This window comes from Christiangramia sp. (assembly GCF_029937855.1).
Classification (GTDB): Bacteria; Bacteroidota; Bacteroidia; order Flavobacteriales; family Flavobacteriaceae; genus Christiangramia.
On the sequence record NZ_JAPYPC010000003.1, the window covers coordinates 33,012 to 58,501 of the forward strand.

Consider the following 25,490-nt stretch of genomic DNA (forward strand, 5'->3'; position numbering starts at 1 on the left):
GCTCATTTTGAGACTCCCAACTCAATAGTTATCCTTTTTTACTTATCAATTTTTCTACTTCGTCTACGATATCTGAAGTCGCGTTCGGCAATGCCAGTTTTTTGATATTGGCAGCAAAACGATTCCTTGTTCTTTCATCATTCAGTAAACTAAAGAAACAGGGTTCAAATCGTTCTGTTAGTTCATCTTCAGTGATCATCAATGCTGCATCATGTTCTGTTACAGCCATAGCATTTTTTGCCTGATGGTTTTCAGCCACATTCGGAGACGGAATGAATAATACCGGTTTTCCCACAATACATAGTTCAGAAACACTTCCAGCACCCGCTCTTGAAATAATTACATCTGCCGCGGCATAAGCATAATCCATTCGATTAATGAACTCTTTCGCCCTTACGTTTACCGAATCGTATTTTTTATATTCATCATAATAGAGTTTCCCAATTTGCCATATTAGCTGAACATCCTCTTCTTTGAATTTCTTTAGATCGTTCTCTATAAGCCGGTTAATCCTTCTGGCGCCAAGACTTCCGCCAAGCACTAAAACCACTTTTTTATCCTTGGAGAGTTGAAAATAGTCCAGAGCATCATCCCGTAGTTTATCCACATTCAAAAGATCCTGCCTAACCGGATTACCAGTAATGATGGTCTTTTCTGAAGGAAATATATTTTTCACTTTCTCGTAGGCTGCACAAATGATATTTACCTGTTTGGCCAAAATTCGATTGGTCACCCCCGGCAATGAATTTTGTTCCTGAATTAAGGTTGGAATTCCTTTTGAATTTGCAACTCTTAAAAGAGGACCGCTGGCAAAACCACCTGTACCAATTACCACATCAGGTTTAAATTTTTTAATGATCTTTCTTGATCTGGAAAGACTGCTCATTAACTTAAATGGGAATATGAAATTCTTAAGGTTGAAAGAGCGATCTATACCGCTTATCCAAAGGCCTTCTATTTCGTATCCTGCCTGCGGAACTTTTTCCATTTCCATCCGGTCTTTTGCGCCCACAAAAAGAATTTCAGCATCGGAATGCCTTCTTTTTATTTCATCGGCGATAGCGATCGCAGGATAGATATGTCCCCCTGTACCCCCACCAGATAATATGACGCGTAAACCTTCTTTCATATTGCTTCGCTTAAGATGTCCAGAGGATTTTCCTCTTCGCCTTCAAATTCTTTATTTTCAGATTCCTTTATTTCTTCTCTTTTTGCACTCACGCTTAAAATGATACCCAGCGCTATACAGGTCATCCAGACTGAAGTCCCACCACTACTCACCAGGGGAAGTGTTTGTCCCGTAACCGGGAATAACTCCACGGCCACGCCCATATTGATAAGCGCCTGAAAAACGACCGGGAGACCTACTCCCATAACCACAAGTTTTCCAAAGATGCTATTGGCCTTTGTCGCTACAATTACAATACGGAAGAGCAATAAAAGGTATGCAAGCATCACTCCAAAAGCCCCTATTAAGCCCATTTCTTCCACAATGATCGCATAAATAAAATCTGAAGAAGATTGAGGTAAAAAATTTCTTTGAACACTTTTTCCAATTCCGGTTCCCGTAATACCTCCCTGGGCAATAGCAATCTTGGCTTTTTCCACCTGATATTGCTCTGCTCCTTCTTCATCATCAAAGAAAGTTTCGATCCTGCTTGTCCAGGTATCCACTCGGTTTGGTAAAAGCCCTGGGAAAGCTTTGGCAGTAAGCACAAAAATGCTCAGCATAACGATCCCCACTCCTACAATCGCACCTAAATATTTTATTGGATAGCCACCTAAGAACATTAACACCAGCGTCATACAAAAAATGATCGCAGTTGTGGAAAAATTGGCCGGTAAAATTAATACTAATACCACGAAAACAGGCAGCCAAAGCGGAAGAATTGTTTCTTTAAAAGTAACTGTTTTTTCAGTGATCTTAGATAAATACCTGGCCACATAAACCATAAGCACCACCGCTGCCAGAGTAGAAGATTGGAAGGAAACATTTAAAACTGGAATCTGGATCCACCTACTGGCATAAGCACCCTCTATTGTTGTTCCCTGGGCAATGGTAAATAATAGCAGGATTATTACAATAGGTAATAAAAGTATTGATAAACCCCGGAAGTAATGATAAGGGATCTTATGTACTGCAAAAAGCACGCAAAATCCTAACAGTAAATGGAAGAAATGCACTACCAGATAACCGGAAGTACTTCCATCACCGTGGAGATACGCGAGGTTGCTACTGGCACTGTATACCGGCAAAAATGAAAAAATTGCCAACAGTCCGGCTACTGCCCAGATTACCTTGTCTCCTTTAAGATTTGCAAAAAGATTGCTCATTTATTGTTATTCTTTCTTTGTCAAACAGAATTTATTTCTGCTTTTTCACATAAGATCCTGAAACAAGGTCAGGAGTACGTTTTATAAATTTCTAACTGCGTTTTTAAATTGTCTTCCCCTATCTTCATAGTTCTCGAACAAATCGAAACTTGCACAGGCTGGGGACAACAATACATTATCACCCTTATCGGCTAATCTGTAGGCCATTTTTACTGCTTCGCTCATCGAAGTAGTTTCCACCATAGTTTCCACAATATTGCCAAACGAAGCCTTAATCTTTTCATTATCTACTCCCAGGCAGATAATGGCTTTTACTTTCTCATTCACCAGCGGAAGAAGATCGTCATACACATTTCCTTTATCTACTCCTCCTAGGATCCAAATGGTTTCAGATTTCATGCTCTCCAAAGCATAAAAAGTAGCATTGACGTTTGTCGCTTTAGAATCATTGATATAAAGCACATTATTAATCTTCAGCACTTCTTCAAGGCGATGTTCCACTCCCTGAAAATTAGCCATACTCTCACGTATGGTCTGTTTTCTAATTCGGAGTAATTGCGAAACCATAGAAGCGGCCATGGCGTTTTTAGTATTATGTTTGCCTTGAAGGGCAAGCTCTGATGTTGGCATAGTAAATTTTGTGTTATTAATGTTTACAACAATATTTTCGTTTTCTATATAAGCACCATTTTCAATTATCTTTTCTATTGAAAAAGGCAGTTTTTGAGATCTTATTGGGTTCTTCGTGAGCCAGTCAGTTATATTTTTATCATCTGCATCGTAGATGAAATAGTCCTCTTCTGTTTGGTTTTCAGCAATCCTAAATTTGGAAGCGATATAATTTTCCAGTTTATAATCATACCTGTCCAAATGATCTGGAGTGATATTGGTTAAAATCGCTATATGCGGTCTGAATTTTTCGATACCATCCAGCTGAAAACTGCTCAGTTCCAGCACAAACCAGTCATGCGTTTCTTCAGCCACCATCTTAGCATAGCTATTACCGATATTGCCACCCATTCCTGAATCTATACCCCCTTCCTGCAGTAAATGCTGCACCAGGTTGGTTACCGTAGTTTTCCCATTGCTTCCGGTAATACCAATTACAGGAACCTCAGAAAACCAGGAGGCAAATTCGATTTCAGAAATAACTGAAATACCTTTCTCTCTCAAGGCTACGATCATGGAAGCCGTATCTGGAATTCCCGGGCTTTTCACTACCACCTCAGTGTCGAATATTTTCGATTCGGTGTGCTGCTCATCTTCCCATTCAACCTCAATATGTTTAAGAACTTCTCTGTATTTATCTTTTATCTTTCCTTTATCAGAAAGAAAAACTTTATACCCATTTTTCTTCGCCAGTAACGCGGCTCCTATCCCGCTTTCTCCCCCTCCTAATATTACTATCTTCTTACTCACAACTGCCAGCTTATCGAACCTTCAAAGTGACAATGGTTAAGATTGCCAGAAAAATTCCAACGATCCAGAACCTTACTACGATCTTACTCTCATGTTTACCTTTCTTCTGGTAATGGTGATGCAACGGGGACATTAAAAAGATCCTTCGGCCTTCACCGTATTTTCTCCTGGTAAACTTGAACCAACCCACCTGCATTACTACGGAAAGGTTTTCTATCAGGAAGATTCCGCATAAAAGTGGGATCAATAATTCTTTTCTGGTGGCGATTGCTAATACCGCTATGATCCCACCTATGGTCAAACTTCCTGTATCACCCATAAAAACCTGGGCAGGAAAAGTGTTATACCAAAGGAAACCGACCAGCGCTCCTGCAAAGGCGGTGATGAAAATGGTCATCTCACCGGAACGCGGGATATACATGATATTCAAATAATCTGAAAAAATAATGTTACCCGATACCCATGCAAATAATCCCAGGGTTAACACAATTATTGCGGAAGAACCGGCGGCAAGTCCGTCGATGCCATCGGTAAGATTAGCACCATTTGAAACCGCGGTTACTATAAATATTACGATCGGGATGAAAATCAACCAGGCATAATTCACCAAATCAGGATTAATCCAACTAATCAAACTTGAATACTCGAACTCATTGTTTTTCACAAAAGGGATAGTAGTGCTGGTGTCTTTAACTTCCGGCCCCATATCGACGACCTCGGCTCGGGCAATGACATTTTCAGTAGGATTGGTTGCTGTCACTACTTCCTTAGTAGTGATCTGTGGATGAAAATACATGGTACACCCCACGATTAATCCTAAACCAATCTGACCAATTACCTTAAAGATCCCTTTCAGCCCCTCTTTATCCTTTTTAAATGTTTTGATATAATCGTCCAGAAATCCAATAGCTCCCATCCATAAAGTGGTAACAATTAGAAGGATCACATAAATATTTTCAAGTTTTGCAAACAGTAACACGGGAATTAAAGTGGCGATTATTATAATCACCCCACCCATGGTAGGAGTTCCGGCTTTCTCTGTCTGTCCCTTTAAACCCAGATCACGAACACTCTCTCCAATTTGTTTTGCCCTTAGGTAATTGATTATTCTCTTACCATAGATCGTAGAAATTCCTAAGGACAAGATGATTGCCATGGCAGATCTGAAAGACAGGAATTCAAACAACTGTGCACCCGGAACCTGGTACTGCTCCTCTAAGTATTTAAATAAGTAATACAGCATTATTTATCCAGTTGTTTTAAAAATTCGTTTACGATCTTGAAATCATCAAAATCCACGCGCTCTCCATTTACCTCCTGGTAAGTCTCGTGACCTTTACCGGCTATTAAAATTATATCGTTCGCTCCCGCCATTTGACAGGCTGCTTTTATTGCCTGTTTCCTATTGGTAACACTGGTAATCTTTTTAAAATTTTGTGGTTCCACCCCCGCTTCCACCTCTTCTATGATTTTATCAGGATTCTCGGTCCTGGGATTATCGCTGGTAAAGATTACCCTGCTGCTCAAAGCAGAAGCGATATGACCCATTTTTGGTCTTTTAGTGGTATCCCGATCTCCGCCACAGCCTACAACCGTGATCAATTTTTCATTTTTCGTGCGAATACTATTGATGGTTTCCAACACATTTTTTAATGCATCCGGCGTATGTGCGTAATCTACAATAGCCGTGATCTTTTCTTTTTCTGAAATTAAATATTGAAATCTTCCGTTTACGGAGCTCAACTCACTGATAATCCGGAGTATTTCCAGAGTTTTCAATCCAAGCAGATCTGCCGTAGCGTAAATTGCCAATACATTATAAGCATTGAAACTTCCTATCAATTTTGTCCATAATTCCTGGCCTTTTATCTTCAGAAGTAATCCGGTAAAATTATTTTCCAGGATCTGCGCCTGATAATCTGAGTAAGATTTTAAGGCATAGGTATATTTTTTCGCTTTTGTATTCTGAAGCATCACCGGGCCATTCTTATCATCGGCATTGGTAAGTGCAAATGCCGAAGCTGGCAATTCATCAAAAAAGCGCTTTTTCACGTCGCGGTATTCCGCAAAATCTTTATGATAATCTAAATGATCATGCGAGAGATTAGTGAAAATTCCGCCTTCAAATTTCAAGGCTGAAGTTCGGTGCTGATCTATGCCATGAGAACTCACCTCCATGAAACAGAATTCCACGCCTACATCATTCATATCCCTGAGATAGGAATTAATCGTAATTGAATCTGGCGTAGTTCTTATTGCTGAATGTTCATCATTTCCCACCATTACTTTTACAGTAGAAAGTAATCCGCATTTAAAACCAGCCTTTGTGAAAAGGTCATATAATAAAGTTGCAATGGTGGTTTTTCCATTGGTCCCTGTAACCCCAATCAGCTTTAATTTTTCTGAAGGATTCTCGTAATAATTTGCTGAAATATATGCCAGCGCTTTCTTTGTATCTTCTACCTCAATATAGGTGACACCGTTGATAATATTTTCAGGGATTTCTTCGCATACTATCGCCAAAGCACCCTGATTTTCGGCATTCTTTATAAAATCGTGCCCATCTGAAACGCTTCCTCTTATTGCAATAAAAACATCATTAAGCTTCACCTTTCTGGAATCGAAATGGATGTCGTTTATAGTCACACCGGTATCGCCCGTCACCGCCTTCATATTCACCTTATACAGTATGTCCTTTAAAACGCTCATTAACTCAATTCTAATTTTACGGTTTGCTTAGTCTTTAGTTTTTGGCCTGCAGACACCGATTGTCTTTTTACCACGCCCCTGCCATTAAACTTCACTTCCAATCCCAGGTTTTCCAACAAGGAAATAGCGTCCATTGCCGGCATGCCGGTCACATCTGGCATCAAAAGTTTTTCATCCTGAATCTTGGCGTAATAAGTTTCAAAATCTGTTTGCACTTTCTTATCCTGAACTTCCAATGATTCCAATTCATCCATTACAGGAGTGTCGGTATATATTTTCCTTGCGATATCCTTAAAAACAGGAGCTGCTACAATATTCCCATAATATCCTTTTCTTCGATTAGGCTTGTGAATTACCACTATACATGAGTATTTGGGATTTTCAGCAGGAAAATAACCAGCAAAAGAGGCTATATACCTTCCCGGTTCTATCCAGTATTCTGTCTGGCAGGTTCCGGTTTTACCGGCCATCGAAAAATTCTCTGTATAAATATTGGCTGCAGTACCCCTTTCTACCGTATTTTTCATCATTGCCCTAACTTTTGCAGCAGTTTCAGGAGAACAAATGGATGGATTCATCACCTGATTTTCCATAGTGATGATCGGTTTATCACGATCTTTTACTTCCTTAATAAACCTTGGCTTGATCATTTCACCATCATTGGCAATTGCATTATAAAAGGTAAGGGTTTGCAAAGGTGTAATTGAAACACCATAACCAAATGCCATCCATGGCAGGCTCAAACCATTCCAGCTTTTGTCTTGTGGGTGAGGAATTCGGGGGGAGCCCTCACCCTTTATCTCAAGACCAATCTTCTGGTTAAGTCCCATTGAATAAAGTCGATCAACAAATTTTGAAGGATTGTCCTTATATCCTTCAGTGATCATTTTCGTAAATGCTGTATTAGAAGAAACCTCAAATGCCTTAGCAGCTGAAATTTCACCATAGCCTCCATGACGAGAATCCCTAACCGGTCTTCCGTAGAATCTCACCACTCCTTTTTCTGTGTCTATAATCTGGCTGGTATCTACCACCTTATCTTCCAGCGCAGCTACCATCGCCATCAATTTAAAGGTGGAACCAGGCTCATGAGACTCGTAGACCGCATAGTTTCTTTTTTCAAAATAAGTACCTTCCCTGGTTCGCCCAAGATTAGACATAGCTTTGATCTCACCGGTAGCTGTTTCCATCACCACGACGGTGCCATGTTCGGCTTCAAAATATTCTAATTGGCGCAGTAAGGAATGGTGAGCGATATCCTGAATATTCACATCTATGGTAGAAACCACATCATAGCCATCTTTCGGCTCCATCTCATTATTATCACTAATAGGCTTCCATTGACCTTTGGCAATTTTCTGCTTTAAGCGTCTGCCATCGGTTCCTCTTAGATAATTACTGAAAGCTCCTTCCAGACCAACCCTGGTAAAATATCCATTTTCGTCCCTGCGCTCGTAACCTACAGTCCTCTCTCCCATTTTCCCTAAAGGATGTTCACGAACCGTACTTTGCTCAGTGATCATTCCTCCTTTATAAGCCCCTAGGTTAAACATGGGAAAACTCTTAATTTTCATATAATCTGAATAGCCGAGATTTTGAGCTATTAAAACATAGCGCTGTCTATTGGCTCTTGCAGCCCTTAATTTTTGAGAATAGTAGGAAGCAGGTCTACCTAGCATCCCTGAAAGCTTTTCTGAAAGTGAGCCAATATTTTCTTCGAAATTTTTATCTGAAACCGTAACCGCATCAAAACGAATATCATATTTAGGCACTGATGTTGCCAGAAGGTTCCCATTTACATCATATAAATTCCCCCTGTTGGCGGGTATCTTGAAATTTTTCAGGGTACGTTCTTCAGCCAGCTCCTTATAATAATCTCCGTGTGCGAACTGAATATCGAGCAGTTTAAACCCTACCGCTATCGCAAAAAGAAGTAGACAGCCAGCCACAAAATACAAACGATTCAGGATGCTTTTTTCGGTTGTAGCCATTTCAGGTTAATCTTTTATTATCACTCTTATTTTATTGGGCGGGGTTTCTGAAGGCCCAATCCCTTTTTCCACCATCTTTTGTGTTATGGTAGACTCCATCTTGATCTTCATTAGATCTGAACGTCTTTCAACAAATTCACTTCTTAATTCCCTCACTTCATTATTCAATCTTGCAATTTGATGTACTTTTTGTTCTGCACTGTGAGAACTGGCGATCATCACAATAGCCAGCACTGTACAAAAGACTATAAAACGCCAGTTTTTTACAGCATCTTCACTAATGAGAAAATTCGCTTTTAGTATGTTGTAAAAACCTTTCTTCATTTTAGTTAAAGCTTTCTTGCCACCCTGAGTTTGGCACTTCTCGCCCTGTTATTTTGCTGAATTTCCTCTTTTGAAGGAACTATCAATCCACTTACTTTTTTGAATGGAACCGAAATATTGCCATACATATCTTTTTCCGGCTCTCCTTCAAACAATCCACTCCTTATATATCTCTTCACCAACCTGTCTTCTAAAGAATGATAAGAGATCAGGCTCAATCTCCCATCAGGTTTAAGCAACTCTTCAGTTTGCAGCAAAAATTCTTTAAGAACTTCAATTTCCTGATTCACTTCTATTCTTATTGCCTGATAGATCTGCGCCAGGATTTTATTTTCTTTTCCTTTAAACAACAAAGGCTTCAGCAATTCATTTAATTGTTCACTGGTTTCAATAGGATTGTTTTTTCTTTCAGAAACTATTGTTCTTGCGAGTTTTGGTGCATTTTTTAAGTCGGCATATGCATAAAACAGTTTTTTTAGCTGTTCTTCCTCATAATTATTCACCACCTCAAAAGCACTTAACTTATCTCCCTGATTCATTCGCATATCCAGCTTCGCATCGAACCTGGTAGAAAACCCTCTTCCAGCTTCATTAAATTGATGCGACGAAACACCAAAATCACCAAGAATCCCATCCACCTGCTTTACACCATAGAATCTCAAAAAACGTTTCAGAAACCTGAAGTTTTCATTGATGAGTACAAAGCGATTATCCTCAATTTTATTCGCAAGGGCATCTTTATCCTGGTCAAAAGCATATAGTTTCCCATTCTCTCCAAGCCTGGATAAAATTTCTCTGGAATGCCCGCCGCCACCAAAGGTCACATCTACATAAATACCATCTGGTTTTACATCGAGACCATCTACAGACTCCTTTAAAAGAACTGGATTATGATATTCCATCAAAATCATCGTTTCCCATCACTTCTTCAGCCAGATCTGCAAAATCATCTGATGAATCATCAAGGGCTTGTTCATATTTATCTTTATCCCAGATTTCCACAATATTAATTGCGGAAGAAAGGACAATTTCCTTCTCAATTCCTGCAAAACCAACCAGGTCTTTTGGAATTAACAACCTTCCATTAGTATCTACTTCTACCGTTTTTACCCCAGCGGTAAACCTTCTAATAAAATCATTGTTCTTTTTTTTGAACCTGTTCAACCCGTTCATTTTTTTCATCAACACATTCCACTCTTCCATCGGGTAAAGCTCCAGGCAGTTTTGAAAAACTGCGCGCTTAATCACAAAACCTTCCTGCATCATGGGAGCCAATTGCTTCTTCAATGCTGAAGGCACCATTAATCGGCCTTTTGCATCGACTTTACATTCGTATGTTCCAATTAGATTTACCACGGTTAAGCTTTGTAGATTCAAATATATTGAAAATATTACCACAATTTACCACTTTTTACCACAATGTTGATAAGTTTTACCACCGTATGTATTTGAAAACCTTTTAAATAGACCTATTCACTTAGGATTCAGGAAATTGAAAATAGGTGGAAAAATGTGGAAAATATGAATGAAAAATCACGTCTGTTATAATTTTCCCACTTCGTAGAAAAGCCTTTGCAGTTGCTCAAAAATGATTATACTTGTATCGAAATCGCTATATTTGCGATTGCTAACCGCAAAGGCTATCAATGAAAGATCACTTAAGGCAAGAGGGAAAATTCACATATCTTGAGAAAGGCGAAGGAACTCCAATTGTTATTCTTCACGGACTTATGGGAGGCCTCAGTAATTTTGATGGTGTAGTAGATTATTTTCCGGAGAAAGGCTATAAAGTTGTAATTCCGGAATTACCACTTTACTCCATGTCACTTTTAAAAACCAGCGTAGGTACATTTGCAAAATATCTTAAAGAATTTTTGGACTTCAAGGGCTACAAAAATGTGGTTTTGCTGGGCAATTCATTAGGTGGTCATATTGCCCTTTTAGCTACAAAAATGTTTCCTGAAGTGGTTCAGGCTTTGGTAATTACGGGTAGTTCAGGGCTTTATGAAAATGCAATGGGGGAAAGTTACCCCAGACGAGGAGATTATGAGTTTATCAAAAAGAAAGCAGAAGCAGTTTTTTATGATCCAGAAGTCGCTACCAAGGAAATCGTTGACGAGGTTTATACAACTGTAAGTGATCGAAACAAACTGGTAAAAACCTTAGCTATTGCTAAAAGCGCCATAAGACATAATATGGCTAAAGACCTTCCTAATATGGAAACTCCTACCTGCATTATTTGGGGGAAAAATGATACCGTAACACCACCGGAAGTAGCCGAAGATTTTAACCGACTTTTACCAGATGCTGATCTTTACTGGATAGACGAATGTGGCCACGCCGCTATGATGGAACATCCTGAAGAATTTAATCAGGTTTTTTACCAATGGCTAAAAGACCGTAAGATCTAAATAAGCTTCTATGAAAATCAAGACAGCTGAATTTGTAGTGAGCAACTCTAAAGTTGATCAATGTCCAAACAGTACCTTGCCAGAATATGCATTTATAGGTCGCAGTAATGTTGGGAAATCCTCGCTCATCAATATGCTTACAGGCAGGAAAGCGCTTGCTAAAACCTCAGCTAAGCCCGGAAAGACCCAGTTAATCAATCACTTTCTTATTAACCAGAACTGGCACCTGGTAGATTTACCTGGATATGGCTATGCCCAGGTTTCAAAATCAACAAAAAAGGTTTTTCAGAAATTTATTACTGCTTATTTCGAAAAAAGGAAACAAATGGTCTGTGCTTTTGTATTGATAGATTCCAGACACAAACCTCAGCCAATAGATATGGAATTTATGCAGTGGCTGGGCGAACACAATATCCCTTTTTGTATAATTTTCACCAAAGCAGATAAGCTTAAACCAAAAGTATTAGATAAAAATATCGAGAATTATAAAAACGAAATGCTGGAAAGCTGGGTGCAAATGCCTGAATATTTTATCACCTCCGCTTCTGCAGGTATGGGAAAAGACGAAGTTTTGGATTATATCGAGAATATAAACGAACAGCTTAAGGCCTCCTCTTAATAATTGATCAATCTGGTTTTCACTTCCTTAATCAACATAACTTCATCCTTTATTTCTGAAAGATCCTGCCTAGACATGAACACTTCCAGGCCTTTATCTGTTTGTGCTAAAATCACCGGAAATTCAAATGTATGTCCGAATTTAGAAGCATATTCTTTCTGGAATTCATCCTTGTGCAGAAATTCCATTTCTACCTGCGCATTCTCACGGAAACGCTTCCATTCTTCACGTTCCTTTAAAACTCCATGGGTAATATCACATAAACTGCAGGGATAGGTCTTCGGACTTATTACTTTATGCAAAATATCCTTATAAAGATTTATCTTGCCAGAATCTGCATTATAAACAAAAATCAGTTTTTCCAATTAGCTCTTTTTTATTTCTGTTTTTTCAGCGAAATAATCGCAAAAATCCTTCATCGTATCACGCATTTTATCATCTTGCGTAGCTCTAAAATAAGTATCGCTCATGGAAACAAGGGTTTGATGAAAGAATTTCTTCATCTCATCTACCGGCATTTCTTTCGTCCAAAGATCTATTCTCAAGGTTTCCTGATCTTTGCTATCCCATACTGAAAGCATCAAAGCCTTAGCTTCTTCTTTATAAATATTCCCATCCTCGGCACTCCAGGTGAGACTTTCGGGAACGTGATTCTCATCGGTTACCACCTCTATATTAATTTCAGATTTTTTATATTCAGCCATTATTTCCTTGGTTTGTAATTTGCTTTATTAAAAATTTCTTCTGCTGAAGTATTCAGCATTTTTTGGATGGAAACATCGTTTTTATCCATAAATGACCTAATGATATTCCAGCCGATATATTGCCCTAATCTCGCTGGAGATTCGGCATCCAGTTGAAGATAGAATTTAGAGAATGGAGCCGGATACAGGAACCTGGTATAAAGTTCTGAATCTGTATCATAAATAAGCTCATTCTCTATAAAATACCGCCATATCTGGTCTTCGTTCGCCCGGGCCCATTCTATTTCTTTTTCTGAATAGCCAATTTTTTCTGCATCAGTCTTAAAAGGAATAAATAGGTCTTTTAAGTAAAGTAGCTTTCCATAGTACAGCATATGCGCTAAAAAAGTCCTGGAATCGGCTTTCGGAACATATTTCCTGGCAATCTCGTTTGCGGCATCAGGTACAATTTGATCTTTAGAAAAATTCTTTTTCAAATATTCCTGCATCCCAACATAAAATTCGTGCTCTTCCCCCAGATAAGTATCCAGAGAAATAAACAGATAATCATCTGTATAAATAACCTTATTTTTATAGTCGACTTCGGAAGTTACCGTGATCACCTTTGGTGCATGAAACTCTGAAAAATAAAATTTTACATGCTGAAAAAGTGAATATAATTCATCTGTTACTTCAGAAAATTCCGGATAGGCTTTATTTATTTCTGTATTGATCTCCTTCTGAATACTATCGTTTAACTTCTGAACCCAAACACTGTCAGGATATTGTTTCGGAAATAAAAAGGGGTATTTAGATTTAAGTTCTGGAAGGCTTTTTTCAGTAGTTTCAGCAAACTCCTGATCAAATCGTATCAATTCAAAATTAACCTCTACCTGCTCTATTTTCTCTTCAGTTTCAGATTTACTATCGCAGGAAAGCAAACTTAGCAGTAGTATTAAAAACCAGAATCTATTCAGCATAAATCTCTATTATGAAGGCTTTAACGCCCGTCCCTTTTAAAAATTGGCTTTAAGTGTTAGATTTGTGAGACAAAGGTATTACATACAAACTTAATGACCCAATATTATGCAGATCGAAAAAGTAGCTGATCATATTATAAACTGGCTTAAAGACTATGCTGCCAAAGCGGAAATGAATGGTTTTGTGGTAGGTGTTAGTGGCGGAATTGATTCTGCAGTGGTATCTACATTATGTGCAAAAACTGGTATGCCAACCCTTTGTCTGGAAATGCCTATTCATCAACATGAAAGTCAGGTGAGCAGAGCAAGAAAACATATCGATGAGCTGCAACATAATTTCGCCAATGTAAGCGCACTGGAAGTAAATCTTACACCTGTTTTCGAAGCGTTTAAATCAGGGATGCCACAGCATAGAGAAACATCTTCCCTGGATCTCACCCTGGCAAATTCCCGGGCAAGATTAAGGATGACCACCTTGTATTATTTCGCAGGTCTTCACACCTATTTGGTAGCTGGAACAGGAAATAAAGTAGAAGACTTCGGAGTAGGATTTTACACCAAATACGGTGATGGAGGTGTAGACCTTAGCCCCATAGCCGATCTACTCAAAAGCGAAGTGTACGAGTTAGGTGAGTATTTGAATATTATTGAGGAAATCATACAGGCAGCTCCTACAGATGGATTATTCGGAGACAGTAGAAGTGACGAAGACCAGTTAGGTGCTTCTTATGATGAACTTGAATGGGCAATGCAAAAGATGGAAGAAGGAAAAACTGCGGAAGATTTTGAAGGAAGACAACGCGAAGTCTTCGATATTTACCAACGTCTTAATTCCGCTAACCAGCATAAGATGCTTCCAATTCCAGTGTGTGAGATACCCGTTCATCTTAAGAACTAAACATCTTATCGAATATCTGCATAACTTTGATTTTTTAAATAACCAAAACCTTATTTTAGGTTAACAAAACCAAACTCAACGAGTTACCCCCGGACTTGTTATTAATTTAAAATCATGTATCGAGTCTTAATTGCAGATCACCATCCTATTATTTTAGAAGGTGTAAAATGTGTACTTCAAAATAATCCGGCGCTACAAGTAACAGGGAGAGTTGGAAGCGGAACTCAACTTTTCAATCAATTAGAAAAGGGAGCACCAGATGTATTGATCGTAGAATTAGATCTCCCACAAATTAACGGTATCAACGCGATAAGGCGTATTAAACAGGAGTACCCGGAGGTGAAAACCTTAATTTTCAGCTCCCATCCTGAAGAAATGTATGCTTTAAGTGCCATTAAAGCAGGTGCTGCAGGATATATCTCCAAACATACCGATAATGAAACTTTAGAGAAAGCGATTTACCAGGTAGCCCGCGGCGGAATTTATCTAAATCGAAATATTACTGAAAGATTAAATTCAGGAATATCCAGAGGTAAGAGTTTAATTACAAAATTTAAAAAGCTTTCTACCAGGGAAACGGAAGTCTTAAATTTGCTTTCTTCAGGAAAAAGAAATAAGGATATTGCTGAAGCACTGGATATTAACGAAAAAACAGTAAGCACTTATAAAACGCGATTATTAAAGAAATTGAAGGTAGATAATGTAGCTGATCTTATTACCCAGTCCAGGTTACTTCAACTAAATACTACATAACACGGCCGAGCCTTTCCGATAAAAGCGTTCTGAGTTTATTGAAACCCATCACCTCATTTTTAATATCGGTACGTTCATCTTCGGTCTCTGCTATTCTAATATCTTCCAAAAGCTCACTGAGTTTCTTATCTATAAGGTGTCTTCGCAGGTTTAAAATTGTCTGACTCACAAATTGATTAACAGTTTGTTCTTTATTCTTTACCGGAATATCATGTCGATCCCAGTTATGAAGCTCATACTGTTCTTCCTGCATTAAAATATCGGTCACCTCTTTAGATTGAGAAGTCTCCAGATCGTTTATAATACTTTCTATGGCTACCTCATCCTCGCTATTCAACTTTGTGATTAGCAATTGATAGAGCTTTCTAAAATCTTCATTGGAAAAGGCAATTTCATCTTCCTGTAAATCCAGGAATATTTTTTCAAAAACCTTCGAATGTTGCTTTTCAGGCTCTAGTACCAACTCGCCGGTTTCTTCATTCTGCTTCAGTAAAAGGTCTTCAAATTCTTCTTCTTTATTTCCATATAAAAGCAGGATCTTAATGATATTTCGTTCTAAAATATAAAGATGGTCTATTTTTACTTTAGGAGCAGACTCCTCCTTTACCACCTCCATTTTTTGTTTCTTAGAACGGCCTGAAGAGGGCACCTCCTTTTTTTCTATTTGAGCAAGGGTGGCGTAAAGCACATCTTCATTGATATCCATGATCCTGGAACACTCCTGTAGATACACCTCTCGCTGAATATTATCAGGGATTTTGGCAATACTATTTACCATATCCCTAATTAACCCCGCTTTCTTCACAGGATCATTTTTAGCTTCGTCCATTAAAAGAGAAGCTTTGTAGGTAATGAAATCATAAGAGTTCTCTTCCAGGAATTCTCGTAATTCATCTTCGGAATTAGAACGAGCAAAACTATCGGGATCCTCGCCTTCAGGGAAAGGACAAACTTTTACGTTCATACCCTGTTCCAGGATAAGATCGATCCCTCTTAAAGAAGCCCTGGTCCCCGCAGCATCCCCATCAAAGAGTACCGTGATATTTTTGGTAAGCCGGTTAATAAGCCTGATTTGCTCCGGGGTTAAGGCAGTTCCCGAAGAAGAAACCGTATTCTCTATCCCACTTTGATGAAACTGAATAACATCAGTGTATCCTTCCACCAAATAGCAATTATCCTCTTTTGCTATTGCCTGCTTGGCATAGTAAATTCCGTAGAGCACCTTACTCTTATGATAAATATCACTCTCGGGAGAATTTAAATATTTTGCAGCTTTTTTGGTATTAGAAAGAATCCTGCCTCCAAATCCAAGGACTCGACCAGACATAGAATGAATAGGAAACATAACTCTTCCTTTAAACCTGTCGAATTTTTTATCCTCTTTTACAATGGTAAGACCGGTCTTTTCAAGATATTCCAGCTTATAACCATCATCCAATGCGGCTTTAGTAAAGGCTTCCCACTGGTCTGGAGAATATCCTAGATCGAATTTTTTAATAGTTTCAGAAGAAAAGCCCCGCTCCTTAAAATAGCTTAACCCAATAGCCTGCCCTTCATCGGAGTTGTGTATTTGTTTCTGAAAAAACTCATTGGCATATTCTGAAACAAGGTACATGCTTTCCCGCTCATTGGCCTGCTCCTTCTGCTCGTCGCTTTGCTGGGTTTCTTCAATTTCAATCCCATATTTTTTCGCGAGATATTTAATCGCTTCAGGATAATTAAAATGTTCATGCTCCATTAAAAAAGCAACTACGTTCCCCCCTTTCCCGCTACTAAAATCTTTCCAGATCTGTTTTACCGGAGACACCATAAAACTTGGGGAACGTTCATCTGTAAAAGGACTTAATCCTTTGAGATTACTTCCTGATCTTTTAAGCTGAACAAAATCACCGATCACCTCCTCTACACGGGCAGTTTCAAATACATTATCTATGGTAGTTCTTGAGATCAATTTCTTTAAGCCTTTATACCCAGACCTCCCAGGTTTCGAAAACCTGGGAGGTCTTTTTAATTCAAACAAAACTACAAATTTATATGCTAATCAACATCGAATCTTAAACCTATAGAAACATTATGCAACTCTATATTTGGATCCTGGAAAATTGGATTTAGATCATATTTAGCATACAGAGTGGCACCGCCCCAGCCCAAATAACCACTTAATCCATAAACAAAATCATTAGTATTATAATCACCTTTGAGTTTATCTTTTTTCTTGTCGCCGTCTACGGAATACTTTAATTTTTGGCGTTCCCCAATATTAAAACCCGCATAGCCACCTAGCCCCAATTTCAGTTTACCATCTGTATAATACCTAACTGTATTGGAAGTTTCGGTTTTTTTAGAAGGGCCAAATTCTAAATGAACGGGAACTACCAGATTATCCATTCTAAACTTTGATTTTTCAAGATTAACCGGAAACTCCTGTAAGGTGGTGAGCCTTTCGTTTTCTACAAAATACCTGTTATCTGTAGGTTTCAGTCCGTTAAATTGAAATGAAACTCCATATTTAAGTCTTAACCAATTAGAATTATTAAAAACTCTTGTTTTCCACGCCCATCCTATTTCAAAGAACCGGCTCCCCCCTATTTTAAAATCTGAATTATTTAAAGACTGTCCATCAGAAAGGGCGTTATTAAATCCAGCAGCAATTACTAAATCACTGGTGGTGCGATTATCATATTTCCTATCTTTTTTAGTGGAAGTCACCTGAAAGACATTTCCATCGGAACCTATTTCTAGAGCCACCATATTTCCATCTTCCTCATTACGTTTCTGTAATTCAAGTTTATTTTCAAGAATAGCCAAACGGTTTTCTATATTTTTAGCATGAAGTTTGGCAGCTTCTTTTTTTAAACTATCTGCTTCTTCCTGAGTAATTAACTCATTTTCTAATTGCGCATTGTATCTCTCTACTTTTTCTCTCAGCTTCTCTTTTTCTTCGGTAATAATTTCTTGTTTTTTCTTCTCAAAAAATTCCTTGTTTTTACTTGTTTGAGTTGTTTTAGCAGTTTCCTGACTAAAGCTGGTAGTTGTGATTAGTGATGATAAAGTCAATGCCAGATAAAAAATAATAGTTTTCATGATCTTAGATTGTTTTTAGTTTTTTCAAATTTGGACAAATGTCCACCTTATCAAGTTTGATTGATGATTGACCCTTGTGGGATTATAAATATTTAAATTGATTTTTCTTTTTACTCGTTTCTGGTGGCTACCGCTGTTTTGGCTTTTAAAAATTCCTCTTTCAGAAAATCAAAGACTTCCTTTCTAAAAGATTGATCTACTTCGTATTCTACATCGGCCAGTAAGGCATCTGCACTAATAGAACCTTCTGAAAATAAATTTCTTTCCCTACTTATGTTCTTAGCTGCTTCCGCCAAAAGCGCATCCACTTCAGCACTGGTTAAATCTCCAGATCTTTGCTCTTCCCTCTTTATCTTTTCGAGAACCTCCTGTCCTTTATTAGATAATTGAGATGAAAAATTTTCCACGACCAAAGCAGGTTCTACAGATATTGCTTCAACCTTCTGGCGTTTTAATATTGGCTCAGAAGAAATTTCCTTCAAATTCTTTTTAGCACTCACATTGGAGTTTTCAGCCACCACACTTTTATTAGAATTTAATGTTGTATTTATATCATTAACCTGTCCAGACTTTTCTTCAACTACTCCTTTATTTTCTTCTGAAACTACCTGAACGGGATTCTCAAATTCGACTTTATCTAATCTTTGCCGAACCTCCTTCTCCACAGGATTTTCAACCACGGGATTTGAAAATTGCTCCTCCAGATTTACAAAAACCATGCTGACAATTAACAACACCACTACGGCAGCCACAGACGAAACCCACCATTTTTTACCGGAGCTTTTCCTGGTTTTATTAAGTCTGGAATTTAAGGTGTCCCAACTTCCTGTTGAAGGCTGAATCTCTCTTTCTTCCAGCTTCTCCTTTATATGCTCTTCAAATTTAATTGGTGCCATAACCTGATGAATTATTTGTTTTTAACTTTTCCTGAAGCATTTTGCGTGCTTTAAACAATTGAGATTTTGAAGTCCCTTCGGTAATATCAAGCATTTTGGCGATTTCGGCATGCTTGTAACCCTCAACCGCATACATCACAAACACCATTTTATAGCCTTCCGGCAAAGCATCAATTAGAACCTGTATATCAGCGACCTCCATTTCAGAAGTTATATTATTAAAGATCTCTTTCGTTTCATATCCGAGATCTTCCTGAAATTCGAGTGTTTTATGCTGCCTTAAAAAAGAAATAGATTCCCTAACCATGATCTTTCTCATCCAGCCTTCAAAGCTTCCCTCTTCTTTAAAATCCTTCAAATATTTAAAAACCTTAAAAAAACCATTAAGCATTGCTTCTTCCGCATGATGTATATCTTTAATATACTGCCGGCAAACACTTAACATTTTTGGCGAATGCAGCTCATAAATTCTTTGCTGGGCATCCCGCTGTCCCTTAGATGCCCTCTTTATCAAAGAGGATTCATTTTTAAAAAGCTGTATTACTTTTACCATTTTCAAAAGGCCTTCTATTTATATAGACGTTGGAAAGTTACAAAAGGTTGCCTCAGCAAATATTTTATTTTAAGAAAGTTGATATTTAATGGGTTGTGGGTTGTGGGTTGTGGGTTGTGGGAAAAAAATAATATCCTGAAATTTTCCATTTTCTACTTTTAACTTTCCACTTCTCACTTCTCACTCCTCGCTTTTCACTTTTCACTTTTCACTTTCCGCTATTTTCAAAGTATCTTTGCTTCAGAACAATATTTATGGCAGAAGAAGTCCGAATAAACAAGTATTTAAGTCAGTTAGGATATTGCTCCCGCAGGGAAGCCGATAAACTTATAGACCAGGGAAGAATTACCATTAACGATAAAGTTCCTGAAATGGGAACAAAAGTTACTCCTGGCGATCTGGTAAAAGTTGACGGCAAACCCGTTTCAAAGGAAGAGCTTAAAGAACCCAATATTTATCTTGCTTTTAATAAACCTGTTGGAATTGTTTGTACCACCGATACCCGGGTTGAAAAAAACAATATCATAGATTATATAAATTATCCTAAACGAATTTTTCCTATTGGCCGATTGGACAAACCCAGTGAAGGACTCATTTTCCTGACGAACGATGGTGATATTGTAAATAAGATTCTTCGGGCCCGAAACAATCATGAAAAGGAATATGTTGTTTCAGTAAATAAACCCGTTACCTCAGATTTTATTAAAAGAATGTCGGGCGGAGTTCCTATTCTTGATACCGTTACCCGCGAATGTGAAGTTGAGAAACTTGGGCAACACACCTTCAGGATCATCTTAACGCAAGGCTTAAACCGGCAAATTCGCAGAATGTGTGAATTTTTAGGTTATGAAGTAACAGCCTTAAAAAGGATAAGGATCATGAATGTTAGTCTCGATATTCCGGTAGGCCAGTGGCGTGATCTTACAAAAGAAGAACTTGATACTATAAATATGTTAACAGGAGAATCAACCAAAACCGAAGAAGCTTCAGTAATTGAGACTTCAAAAAAAGAGAAGCACAAAAGAGGAAAGAGACCACGAAAACCTAAATCTTAACAGAGAATTAGTTTGCTGCACTATAGTTTTGTAGCTTATTCTTGTTAATTTTAGATTCTTGAAATTAGAGTTTTTTATTAGCTTCAGTAGCGTATCTGAATAAATATTTAGCAATGAAAATACAACCATTCCACTTAGCAATTCCTGTGTCTGATCTTCAAAAATGCAGAAAATTCTATAAAGAAACACTGGGCTGTGGCGAAGGCCGAAGCAGTGACCATTGGGTAGATTTTAATTTTTTCGGGCATCAACTGGTAATTCATTATCAGGATCCTCAGGAAATTAAAACTTCCACCTCGAACCCTGTGGACGGTAAAGACGTGCCGGTTCCACATTTTGGAGTGGTTTTGCAATGGGATGTTTTTCAGGAATTTGCTAAGCTGCTAAAAAGTAAGAATATAGATTTTGTTATAGAACCTTATATCAGGTTTGAAGGAAAACCGGGAGAACAGGCGACCATGTTTTTTAAAGATCCGTGTGGAAATGCACTGGAATTTAAAGCTTTCAAAAATATGGATCAGCTATTCGCCAAATAATGGCATGATAACCAACAACCAACCAAAAAATGGATCGACTTAAACCGTCCCTGGTGAGACAAATATTTGTCTTACTACTAATACTTTTTTTAACGGTTTTAATTTTTAGGGAAATACTGCCATACCTCTCCGGAGTTTTAGGTGCAGTAACCCTTTACGTTATCCTGAAAGGTTGGATGAAAAAATTAATAAATAGAGGCTGGAAGCCACCTTTGGCAGCTTCTTTTTTAATGGCAGGTTCTTTTGTAGGAATTCTTATCCCGGTTACATTAATAACGATCATGCTGACTTCCAAAATAGGAAAAGCAGTAGCAAATTCTGAAAGGGTGCTAAGAGCCTTAAAAGATCAGCTTAATACCCTGGAAGATAATCTCGGTTACAATTTGAGTTCGAGTATAGACACCTCATCCATAACGAATTGGGTATCTTACAATCTTCAGAATTTGGCGGGCGGGACCTTTAACGCTTTTATTGCCATTGGGATCATGTATTTTATGCTTTATTATATGTTAACCAACCGGGAATCCCTACGTGAATCTATGATCACTTATATTCCTTTAGGAAAAGACAATCTTAGAATAATAGGGGAAGAAAGCAATCAACTGGTAAAATCTAATGCGCTTGGTATTCCTCTGGTAGCTTTTGTGCAGGGAATTATCGCCTTGATCGGCTTTTTAATATTTGGGGTTCCAGATCCATTCTTTTGGTTCGTAATCACCGCTATAGGTTCCATGATTCCGTTTATTGGAACGGCATTGGGAATTCTGCCGGCAGCAATCCTTCTATTTGCCCAGGGCCAGGATTTCCAGGGAATTGCCATGCTTATTTATGGCTTCGTGGTAGTTGGATCTACAGACAATATTATAAGATTATATGTATTGGAAAGACTGGCTAGCGTTCATCCTTTAATCACACTTTTCGGAGTGATTGTAGGAGTACCGTTATTTGGATTCATCGGACTGATATTCGGTCCTTTACTCATATCCCTGTTCCTCTTAATTTTGAAGATATATAAGAAGGAATATGGAAATTCACATCACAGACTATAGAAATTAAATCAACAGAATCATGTTCGGAAAAAAGAAAAAAATAATAGATGAGGATCTGGTAAAAACTGAAGTTGCCAAAATCGATAATGACGATGTAAACCTGGCAGTAAACAGTCAGGAAGAAGTGGATGCAAAGATAAATAATTCTGGAATGCTTCAGAAATATAGTGAACTGGGCAAAGTGATGTATGGAATGTTAAAAGATTATAGAAAAGGTGTTTACACTCAAGTGCCGTGGTTTACCATTGCAACTATTGCATTTTCTTTCCTGTATATCCTTAATCCGCTGGACATAATTCCAGATTTTATTCCTGGACTAGGTTATATAGACGATATGGCTATCATTACTTTCGGACTTAGGTTTATCCAGTCTGATATCCATAATTACCTCGACTGGAAACTGGAGCATGGTGACACCACCGACGCATTATAAAAAAGTGAATATTTTCTGAAAAATCCTTTTTTCGTCAAACTGAACTTATTCCAGCATCTAATTGACCTTGCTTTCCAATCAGTAGTGTGCAATAAAAATTTTTAAGAACGAACCTGAACCTAGTAGTTTCAATAATTTAATTTTACTATTATCTATACCCTGCTTTTAAAATTTTTGAATTGTGGTATTATTCGAAAAACACAATTTCCAACTTCTTTTGTTTATCAGTTAGTTAAGTTCAAGTCTAACTTCTTATATCTAAAGGCGAAGCGATCTAGTTTCTTTGTCCGGACATAAGTGATTCTCAATCAATTCATATCTGGAAATAAGTTCGCTAGTTATGAAAAAATGAAGATATTTTCGGGCATTCATTAAACAGCCTCTCCTACTTCTTATTTGCTTCCAGAGCTCTGTGTTTATGCCTTTCTCTGGCCAGTAAAGTATTTTTCAATAACATAGAAACAGTCATGGGACCAACTCCGCCTGGGACTGGTGTAATATAAGAAGCGCGCTTGCTTACATTTTCAAAATCAACGTCTCCTTTAATCACGTAACCCTTTTCAGTAGTATCATCTGGAACCCTGGTGATTCCAACATCAATGATCACCGCGTCATCCTTGATCATTTCTCCTTTAAGGAAATCTGGAATACCAACAGCAATAATGATAATATCAGCCTGAGAAGTGACCTGTGTTATATTCTTGGTGAATTCATGAGTAAGTGTCACGGTTGAATTTCCAGGAAAACCACTTCTTCCCATCAAAATGCTCATGGGCCTTCCCACAATATAACTTCTCCCGATCACTACTGTATGTTTTCCTTTGGTAGGAATGTCATAACGTTCCAAAAGTTCCAATATTCCAAATGGAGTGGCAGGAATAAAACTGGTCATATCCAACGCCATTTTTCCAAAATTTGTAGGATGGAAGCCATCCACATCTTTATCTGGATCTACAGCGTTCAATACCTTTTGGGTATTGATTTGTGGTGGCAAAGGTAGCTGAACAATAAAACCGTCTATATCATCATTCTGGTTAAGCTCTTCAATTTTATCCAGTAATTCCAGCTCACTAACGGTATGCGGAAGTCGGTACAAGGAAGATTCAAAACCTACCCTTTCACAGGCCTTTACTTTTGAATTCACATAGGTCATACTTGCACCATCCTTACCTACTATAATTGCAGCTAAATGTGGAACTTTCTCACCTCGATTATTAATTTTGGCAACTTCAGCAGCGATTTCATCTTTAATGTCATTACTGATCTTTTTACCGTCGAGAATAGTCATATTAAGTATTAAGTTGAGCCCCTCCCTTCCTCCCCCAAGGGGAGGAGTTAAATACTCTATTTAAAATTATTATAGTTCCCCCCCTTGGGGGTTAGGGGGCTTATTGCATCCCCTTCATCATTTGCATCATTTTACGGCCACCGCCACCTTGCATCATCTTCATCATTTTGCCCATCTGGTTGAATTGCTTCAACAATTGGTTCACTTCCTGAACAGTAGTCCCTGAACCTTTTGCAATCCTTTTCTTTCTGCTCGCGTTAATGATCTTTGGCTCACTTCTTTCTCCCGGTGTCATAGAGTGAATAATAGCTTCAATCCCCTTAAAGGCATCATCATCTATATCTACATCTTTCAGCATTTTACCTGCTCCGGGAATCATTCCCATAAGATCTTTCATAGATCCCATTTTCTTGATCTGCTGAAGCTGATTTAAGAAATCATCAAAACCGAATTTATTTTTGGCAATCTTCTTCTGAAGTTTTCTCGCTTCCTCTTCATCATATTGCTCCTGAGCTCTTTCTACTAGGGAAACAACATCTCCCATCCCCAGGATCCTGTCCGCCATACGCGAAGGATAGAAGATATCGATCGCATCCATCTTTTCACCGGTACCGATGAATTTGATAGGTTTATTAACTACAGATTTAATAGAGATCGCGGCACCACCACGAGTATCACCATCTAATTTGGTAAGGATCACCCCGTCAAAATTCAGCCTTTCATTAAAGGTTTTGGCAGTATTCACCGCATCCTGACCCGTCATAGAATCTACTACAAAAAGAGTTTCCTGTGGCTGAATTGCCTGATGGATATTGGAAATCTCGGTCATCATCGCTTCATCAACAGCAAGTCGACCGGCGGTATCAATGATCACTACATTATGACCATTTTCCTTAGCATACGCAATGGCATTTTTTGAAATTGCCACCGGATCCTGATTCCCTTCATCTGAATATACCTCAACACCAACCTGTTCACCAACTACATGTAACTGATTGATCGCCGCTGGACGATAGACATCACAAGCTACTAAAAGAGGTTTCTTTGTTTTTTTATTTTTTAGAAAATTTGCCAGTTTACCGGAAAAAGTAGTTTTACCACTACCCTGCAAACCAGACATTAAAATCACAGAAGGATCTCCGGAAAGATTGATGCCTTCAGCCTCTCCACCCATTAATTGCGTCAACTCGTCTTTTACGAGTTTCACCATTAATTGTCCAGGCTTCAAAGTGGTCAAAACGTCCTGTCCAAGAGCTCTTTCTTTTACCGTATTGGTAAATTCCTTAGCAATTTTATAGTTTACATCGGCATCAACCAAAGCCCGTCTCACCTCTTTAAGGCTTTCTGCAACGTTTATCTCTGTAATCTGACCATGTCCTTTCAGGACGTGAAAGGCACTATCTAACTTATCGCTTAAATTATCAAACATAATCTTTCCTATGATTTTATTCTATTGCTGCTAAGCAGCGAATTGC

26 protein-coding genes are annotated in these 25,490 nt (G+C 38.3%); 8 read left to right on the forward strand and 18 right to left on the reverse strand.

The features are described 5' to 3' along the window. Nucleotides 1-28 precede the first annotated feature (28 nt). The 9 genes from murG to mraZ form a co-directional block, all read right to left on the reverse strand. Complete coding sequence (gene murG / locus Q1K34_RS02365) at nt 29-1,129, reverse strand: undecaprenyldiphospho-muramoylpentapeptide beta-N-acetylglucosaminyltransferase (protein WP_300434072.1); 1,101 nt, start codon at nt 1,127-1,129, stop codon at nt 29-31. Then, nucleotides 1,126-2,334, reverse strand: coding sequence for an FtsW/RodA/SpoVE family cell cycle protein (locus tag Q1K34_RS02370; RefSeq protein ID WP_300434073.1), 1,209 nt, complete (start codon nt 2,332-2,334; stop codon nt 1,126-1,128). The genes murG and Q1K34_RS02370 overlap by 4 nt, the downstream gene beginning before the upstream one ends. Before the next feature lie 81 nt (nt 2,335-2,415). Then, nucleotides 2,416-3,753 (reverse strand): UDP-N-acetylmuramoyl-L-alanine--D-glutamate ligase, encoded by a 1,338-nt coding sequence (gene murD / locus Q1K34_RS02375; RefSeq protein WP_300434074.1) that lies wholly within the window; start codon nt 3,751-3,753, stop codon nt 2,416-2,418. 10 nt (nt 3,754-3,763) lie between these two features. Continuing rightward, a complete protein-coding gene (gene mraY, locus Q1K34_RS02380) occupies nt 3,764-4,996 on the reverse strand; it encodes a phospho-N-acetylmuramoyl-pentapeptide-transferase (protein WP_300434075.1) in 1,233 nt (410 codons plus the stop codon). Further along, entirely contained in the window at nt 4,996-6,462 is a 1,467-nt protein-coding gene (locus Q1K34_RS02385) for a UDP-N-acetylmuramoyl-L-alanyl-D-glutamate--2,6-diaminopimelate ligase (protein WP_300434076.1), read from the reverse strand. The genes mraY and Q1K34_RS02385 overlap by 1 nt, the downstream gene beginning before the upstream one ends. Then, complete coding sequence (locus tag Q1K34_RS02390; protein ID WP_300434077.1) at nt 6,462-8,453, reverse strand: penicillin-binding protein; 1,992 nt, start codon at nt 8,451-8,453, stop codon at nt 6,462-6,464. Before Q1K34_RS02390 ends, Q1K34_RS02385 begins: the two co-directional genes overlap by 1 nt. A 6-nt stretch (nt 8,454-8,459) precedes the next feature. After that, nucleotides 8,460-8,777 (reverse strand): FtsL-like putative cell division protein, encoded by a 318-nt coding sequence (locus tag Q1K34_RS02395; RefSeq protein WP_300434078.1) that lies wholly within the window; start codon nt 8,775-8,777, stop codon nt 8,460-8,462. Nucleotides 8,778-8,782: 5 nt separating this feature from the next. Continuing rightward, nucleotides 8,783-9,679, reverse strand: coding sequence for a 16S rRNA (cytosine(1402)-N(4))-methyltransferase RsmH (rsmH, locus tag Q1K34_RS02400; protein ID WP_300434079.1), 897 nt, complete (start codon nt 9,677-9,679; stop codon nt 8,783-8,785). Then, on the reverse strand, nt 9,666-10,133 hold the full coding sequence (gene mraZ / locus Q1K34_RS02405) for a division/cell wall cluster transcriptional repressor MraZ (protein WP_300434402.1): 468 nt from the start codon (nt 10,131-10,133) through the stop codon (nt 9,666-9,668). Before mraZ ends, rsmH begins: the two co-directional genes overlap by 14 nt. A gap of 290 nt (nt 10,134-10,423) precedes the next feature. Here mraZ and Q1K34_RS02410 point away from each other — a divergent pair, with 290 nt between their 5' ends. After that, nucleotides 10,424-11,188: an alpha/beta hydrolase gene (locus Q1K34_RS02410; protein WP_300434080.1), complete on the forward strand. Its 765-nt coding sequence runs from the start codon at nt 10,424-10,426 to the stop codon at nt 11,186-11,188. A gap of 10 nt (nt 11,189-11,198) precedes the next feature. After that, entirely contained in the window at nt 11,199-11,807 is a 609-nt protein-coding gene (gene yihA / locus Q1K34_RS02415) for a ribosome biogenesis GTP-binding protein YihA/YsxC (RefSeq protein WP_300434081.1), read from the forward strand. On the opposite strand, the gene Q1K34_RS02420 is transcribed toward yihA, so the two are convergent. The 3 genes from Q1K34_RS02420 to gldB are packed head-to-tail and all read right to left on the reverse strand — an operon-like array spanning nt 11,804 to nt 13,470. Next, entirely contained in the window at nt 11,804-12,172 is a 369-nt protein-coding gene (locus tag Q1K34_RS02420; RefSeq protein WP_300434082.1) for a GTPase, read from the reverse strand. The two genes, yihA and Q1K34_RS02420, sit on opposite strands and share 4 nt — an antisense overlap. Continuing rightward, entirely contained in the window at nt 12,173-12,511 is a 339-nt protein-coding gene (gldC, locus tag Q1K34_RS02425) for a gliding motility protein GldC (protein ID WP_300434083.1), read from the reverse strand. It abuts the gene before it with no gap. Beyond that, a complete protein-coding gene (gene gldB, locus Q1K34_RS02430; RefSeq protein WP_300434084.1) occupies nt 12,511-13,470 on the reverse strand; it encodes a gliding motility lipoprotein GldB in 960 nt (319 codons plus the stop codon). The genes gldC and gldB overlap by 1 nt, the downstream gene beginning before the upstream one ends. A 106-nt stretch (nt 13,471-13,576) precedes the next feature. Here gldB and nadE point away from each other — a divergent pair, with 106 nt between their 5' ends. Beyond that, nucleotides 13,577-14,368: an NAD(+) synthase gene (nadE, locus tag Q1K34_RS02435; RefSeq protein ID WP_300434085.1), complete on the forward strand. Its 792-nt coding sequence runs from the start codon at nt 13,577-13,579 to the stop codon at nt 14,366-14,368. Nucleotides 14,369-14,482: 114 nt separating this feature from the next. Next, nucleotides 14,483-15,121 (forward strand): response regulator transcription factor, encoded by a 639-nt coding sequence (locus tag Q1K34_RS02440; RefSeq protein WP_300434086.1) that lies wholly within the window; start codon nt 14,483-14,485, stop codon nt 15,119-15,121. Here the strand turns inward: Q1K34_RS02440 and dnaG are convergent. The 4 genes from dnaG to Q1K34_RS02460 form a co-directional block, all read right to left on the reverse strand. Beyond that, nucleotides 15,114-17,072, reverse strand: coding sequence for a DNA primase (gene dnaG / locus Q1K34_RS02445; RefSeq protein ID WP_300434405.1), 1,959 nt, complete (start codon nt 17,070-17,072; stop codon nt 15,114-15,116). The genes Q1K34_RS02440 and dnaG overlap by 8 nt on opposite strands. 86 nt (nt 17,073-17,158) lie before the next feature. Next, complete coding sequence (locus Q1K34_RS02450; RefSeq protein ID WP_300434087.1) at nt 17,159-18,205, reverse strand: hypothetical protein; 1,047 nt, start codon at nt 18,203-18,205, stop codon at nt 17,159-17,161. Nucleotides 18,206-18,315: 110 nt separating this feature from the next. Continuing rightward, entirely contained in the window at nt 18,316-19,101 is a 786-nt protein-coding gene (locus Q1K34_RS02455; RefSeq protein ID WP_300434088.1) for a hypothetical protein, read from the reverse strand. Beyond that, complete coding sequence (locus tag Q1K34_RS02460; protein WP_300434408.1) at nt 19,088-19,654, reverse strand: sigma-70 family RNA polymerase sigma factor; 567 nt, start codon at nt 19,652-19,654, stop codon at nt 19,088-19,090. The genes Q1K34_RS02455 and Q1K34_RS02460 overlap by 14 nt, the downstream gene beginning before the upstream one ends. Before the next feature lie 254 nt (nt 19,655-19,908). Between Q1K34_RS02460 and rluF the strand changes: the two genes are divergently transcribed. The 4 genes from rluF to Q1K34_RS02480 all read left to right on the forward strand — a co-directional run bounded on the left by rluF (nt 19,909) and on the right by Q1K34_RS02480 (nt 22,727). Further along, on the forward strand, nt 19,909-20,709 hold the full coding sequence (gene rluF / locus Q1K34_RS02465; RefSeq protein WP_300434089.1) for a 23S rRNA pseudouridine(2604) synthase RluF: 801 nt from the start codon (nt 19,909-19,911) through the stop codon (nt 20,707-20,709). A 113-nt stretch (nt 20,710-20,822) separates the two neighbouring features. Continuing rightward, nucleotides 20,823-21,245 carry a VOC family protein gene (locus tag Q1K34_RS02470; RefSeq protein ID WP_300434090.1) on the forward strand — a complete coding sequence of 141 codons (423 nt, stop codon included), beginning with the start codon at nt 20,823-20,825 and terminating at the stop codon, nt 21,243-21,245. A 29-nt stretch (nt 21,246-21,274) separates the two neighbouring features. Next, complete coding sequence (locus tag Q1K34_RS02475; RefSeq protein WP_300434091.1) at nt 21,275-22,294, forward strand: AI-2E family transporter; 1,020 nt, start codon at nt 21,275-21,277, stop codon at nt 22,292-22,294. Nucleotides 22,295-22,313: 19 nt separating this feature from the next. Then, the gene (locus Q1K34_RS02480; RefSeq protein WP_300434092.1) at nt 22,314-22,727 is read left to right on the forward strand and encodes a YkvA family protein; all 414 of its coding nucleotides are present in this window, start codon (nt 22,314-22,316) and stop codon (nt 22,725-22,727) included. A gap of 385 nt (nt 22,728-23,112) precedes the next feature. On the opposite strand, the gene Q1K34_RS02485 is transcribed toward Q1K34_RS02480, so the two are convergent. Continuing rightward, nucleotides 23,113-24,015 carry a bifunctional 5,10-methylenetetrahydrofolate dehydrogenase/5,10-methenyltetrahydrofolate cyclohydrolase gene (locus tag Q1K34_RS02485; protein WP_300434093.1) on the reverse strand — a complete coding sequence of 301 codons (903 nt, stop codon included), beginning with the start codon at nt 24,013-24,015 and terminating at the stop codon, nt 23,113-23,115. 100 nt (nt 24,016-24,115) lie between these two features. After that, nucleotides 24,116-25,444 carry a signal recognition particle protein gene (gene ffh / locus Q1K34_RS02490; protein WP_300434094.1) on the reverse strand — a complete coding sequence of 443 codons (1,329 nt, stop codon included), beginning with the start codon at nt 25,442-25,444 and terminating at the stop codon, nt 24,116-24,118. Nucleotides 25,445-25,490: the final 46 nt, after the last annotated feature.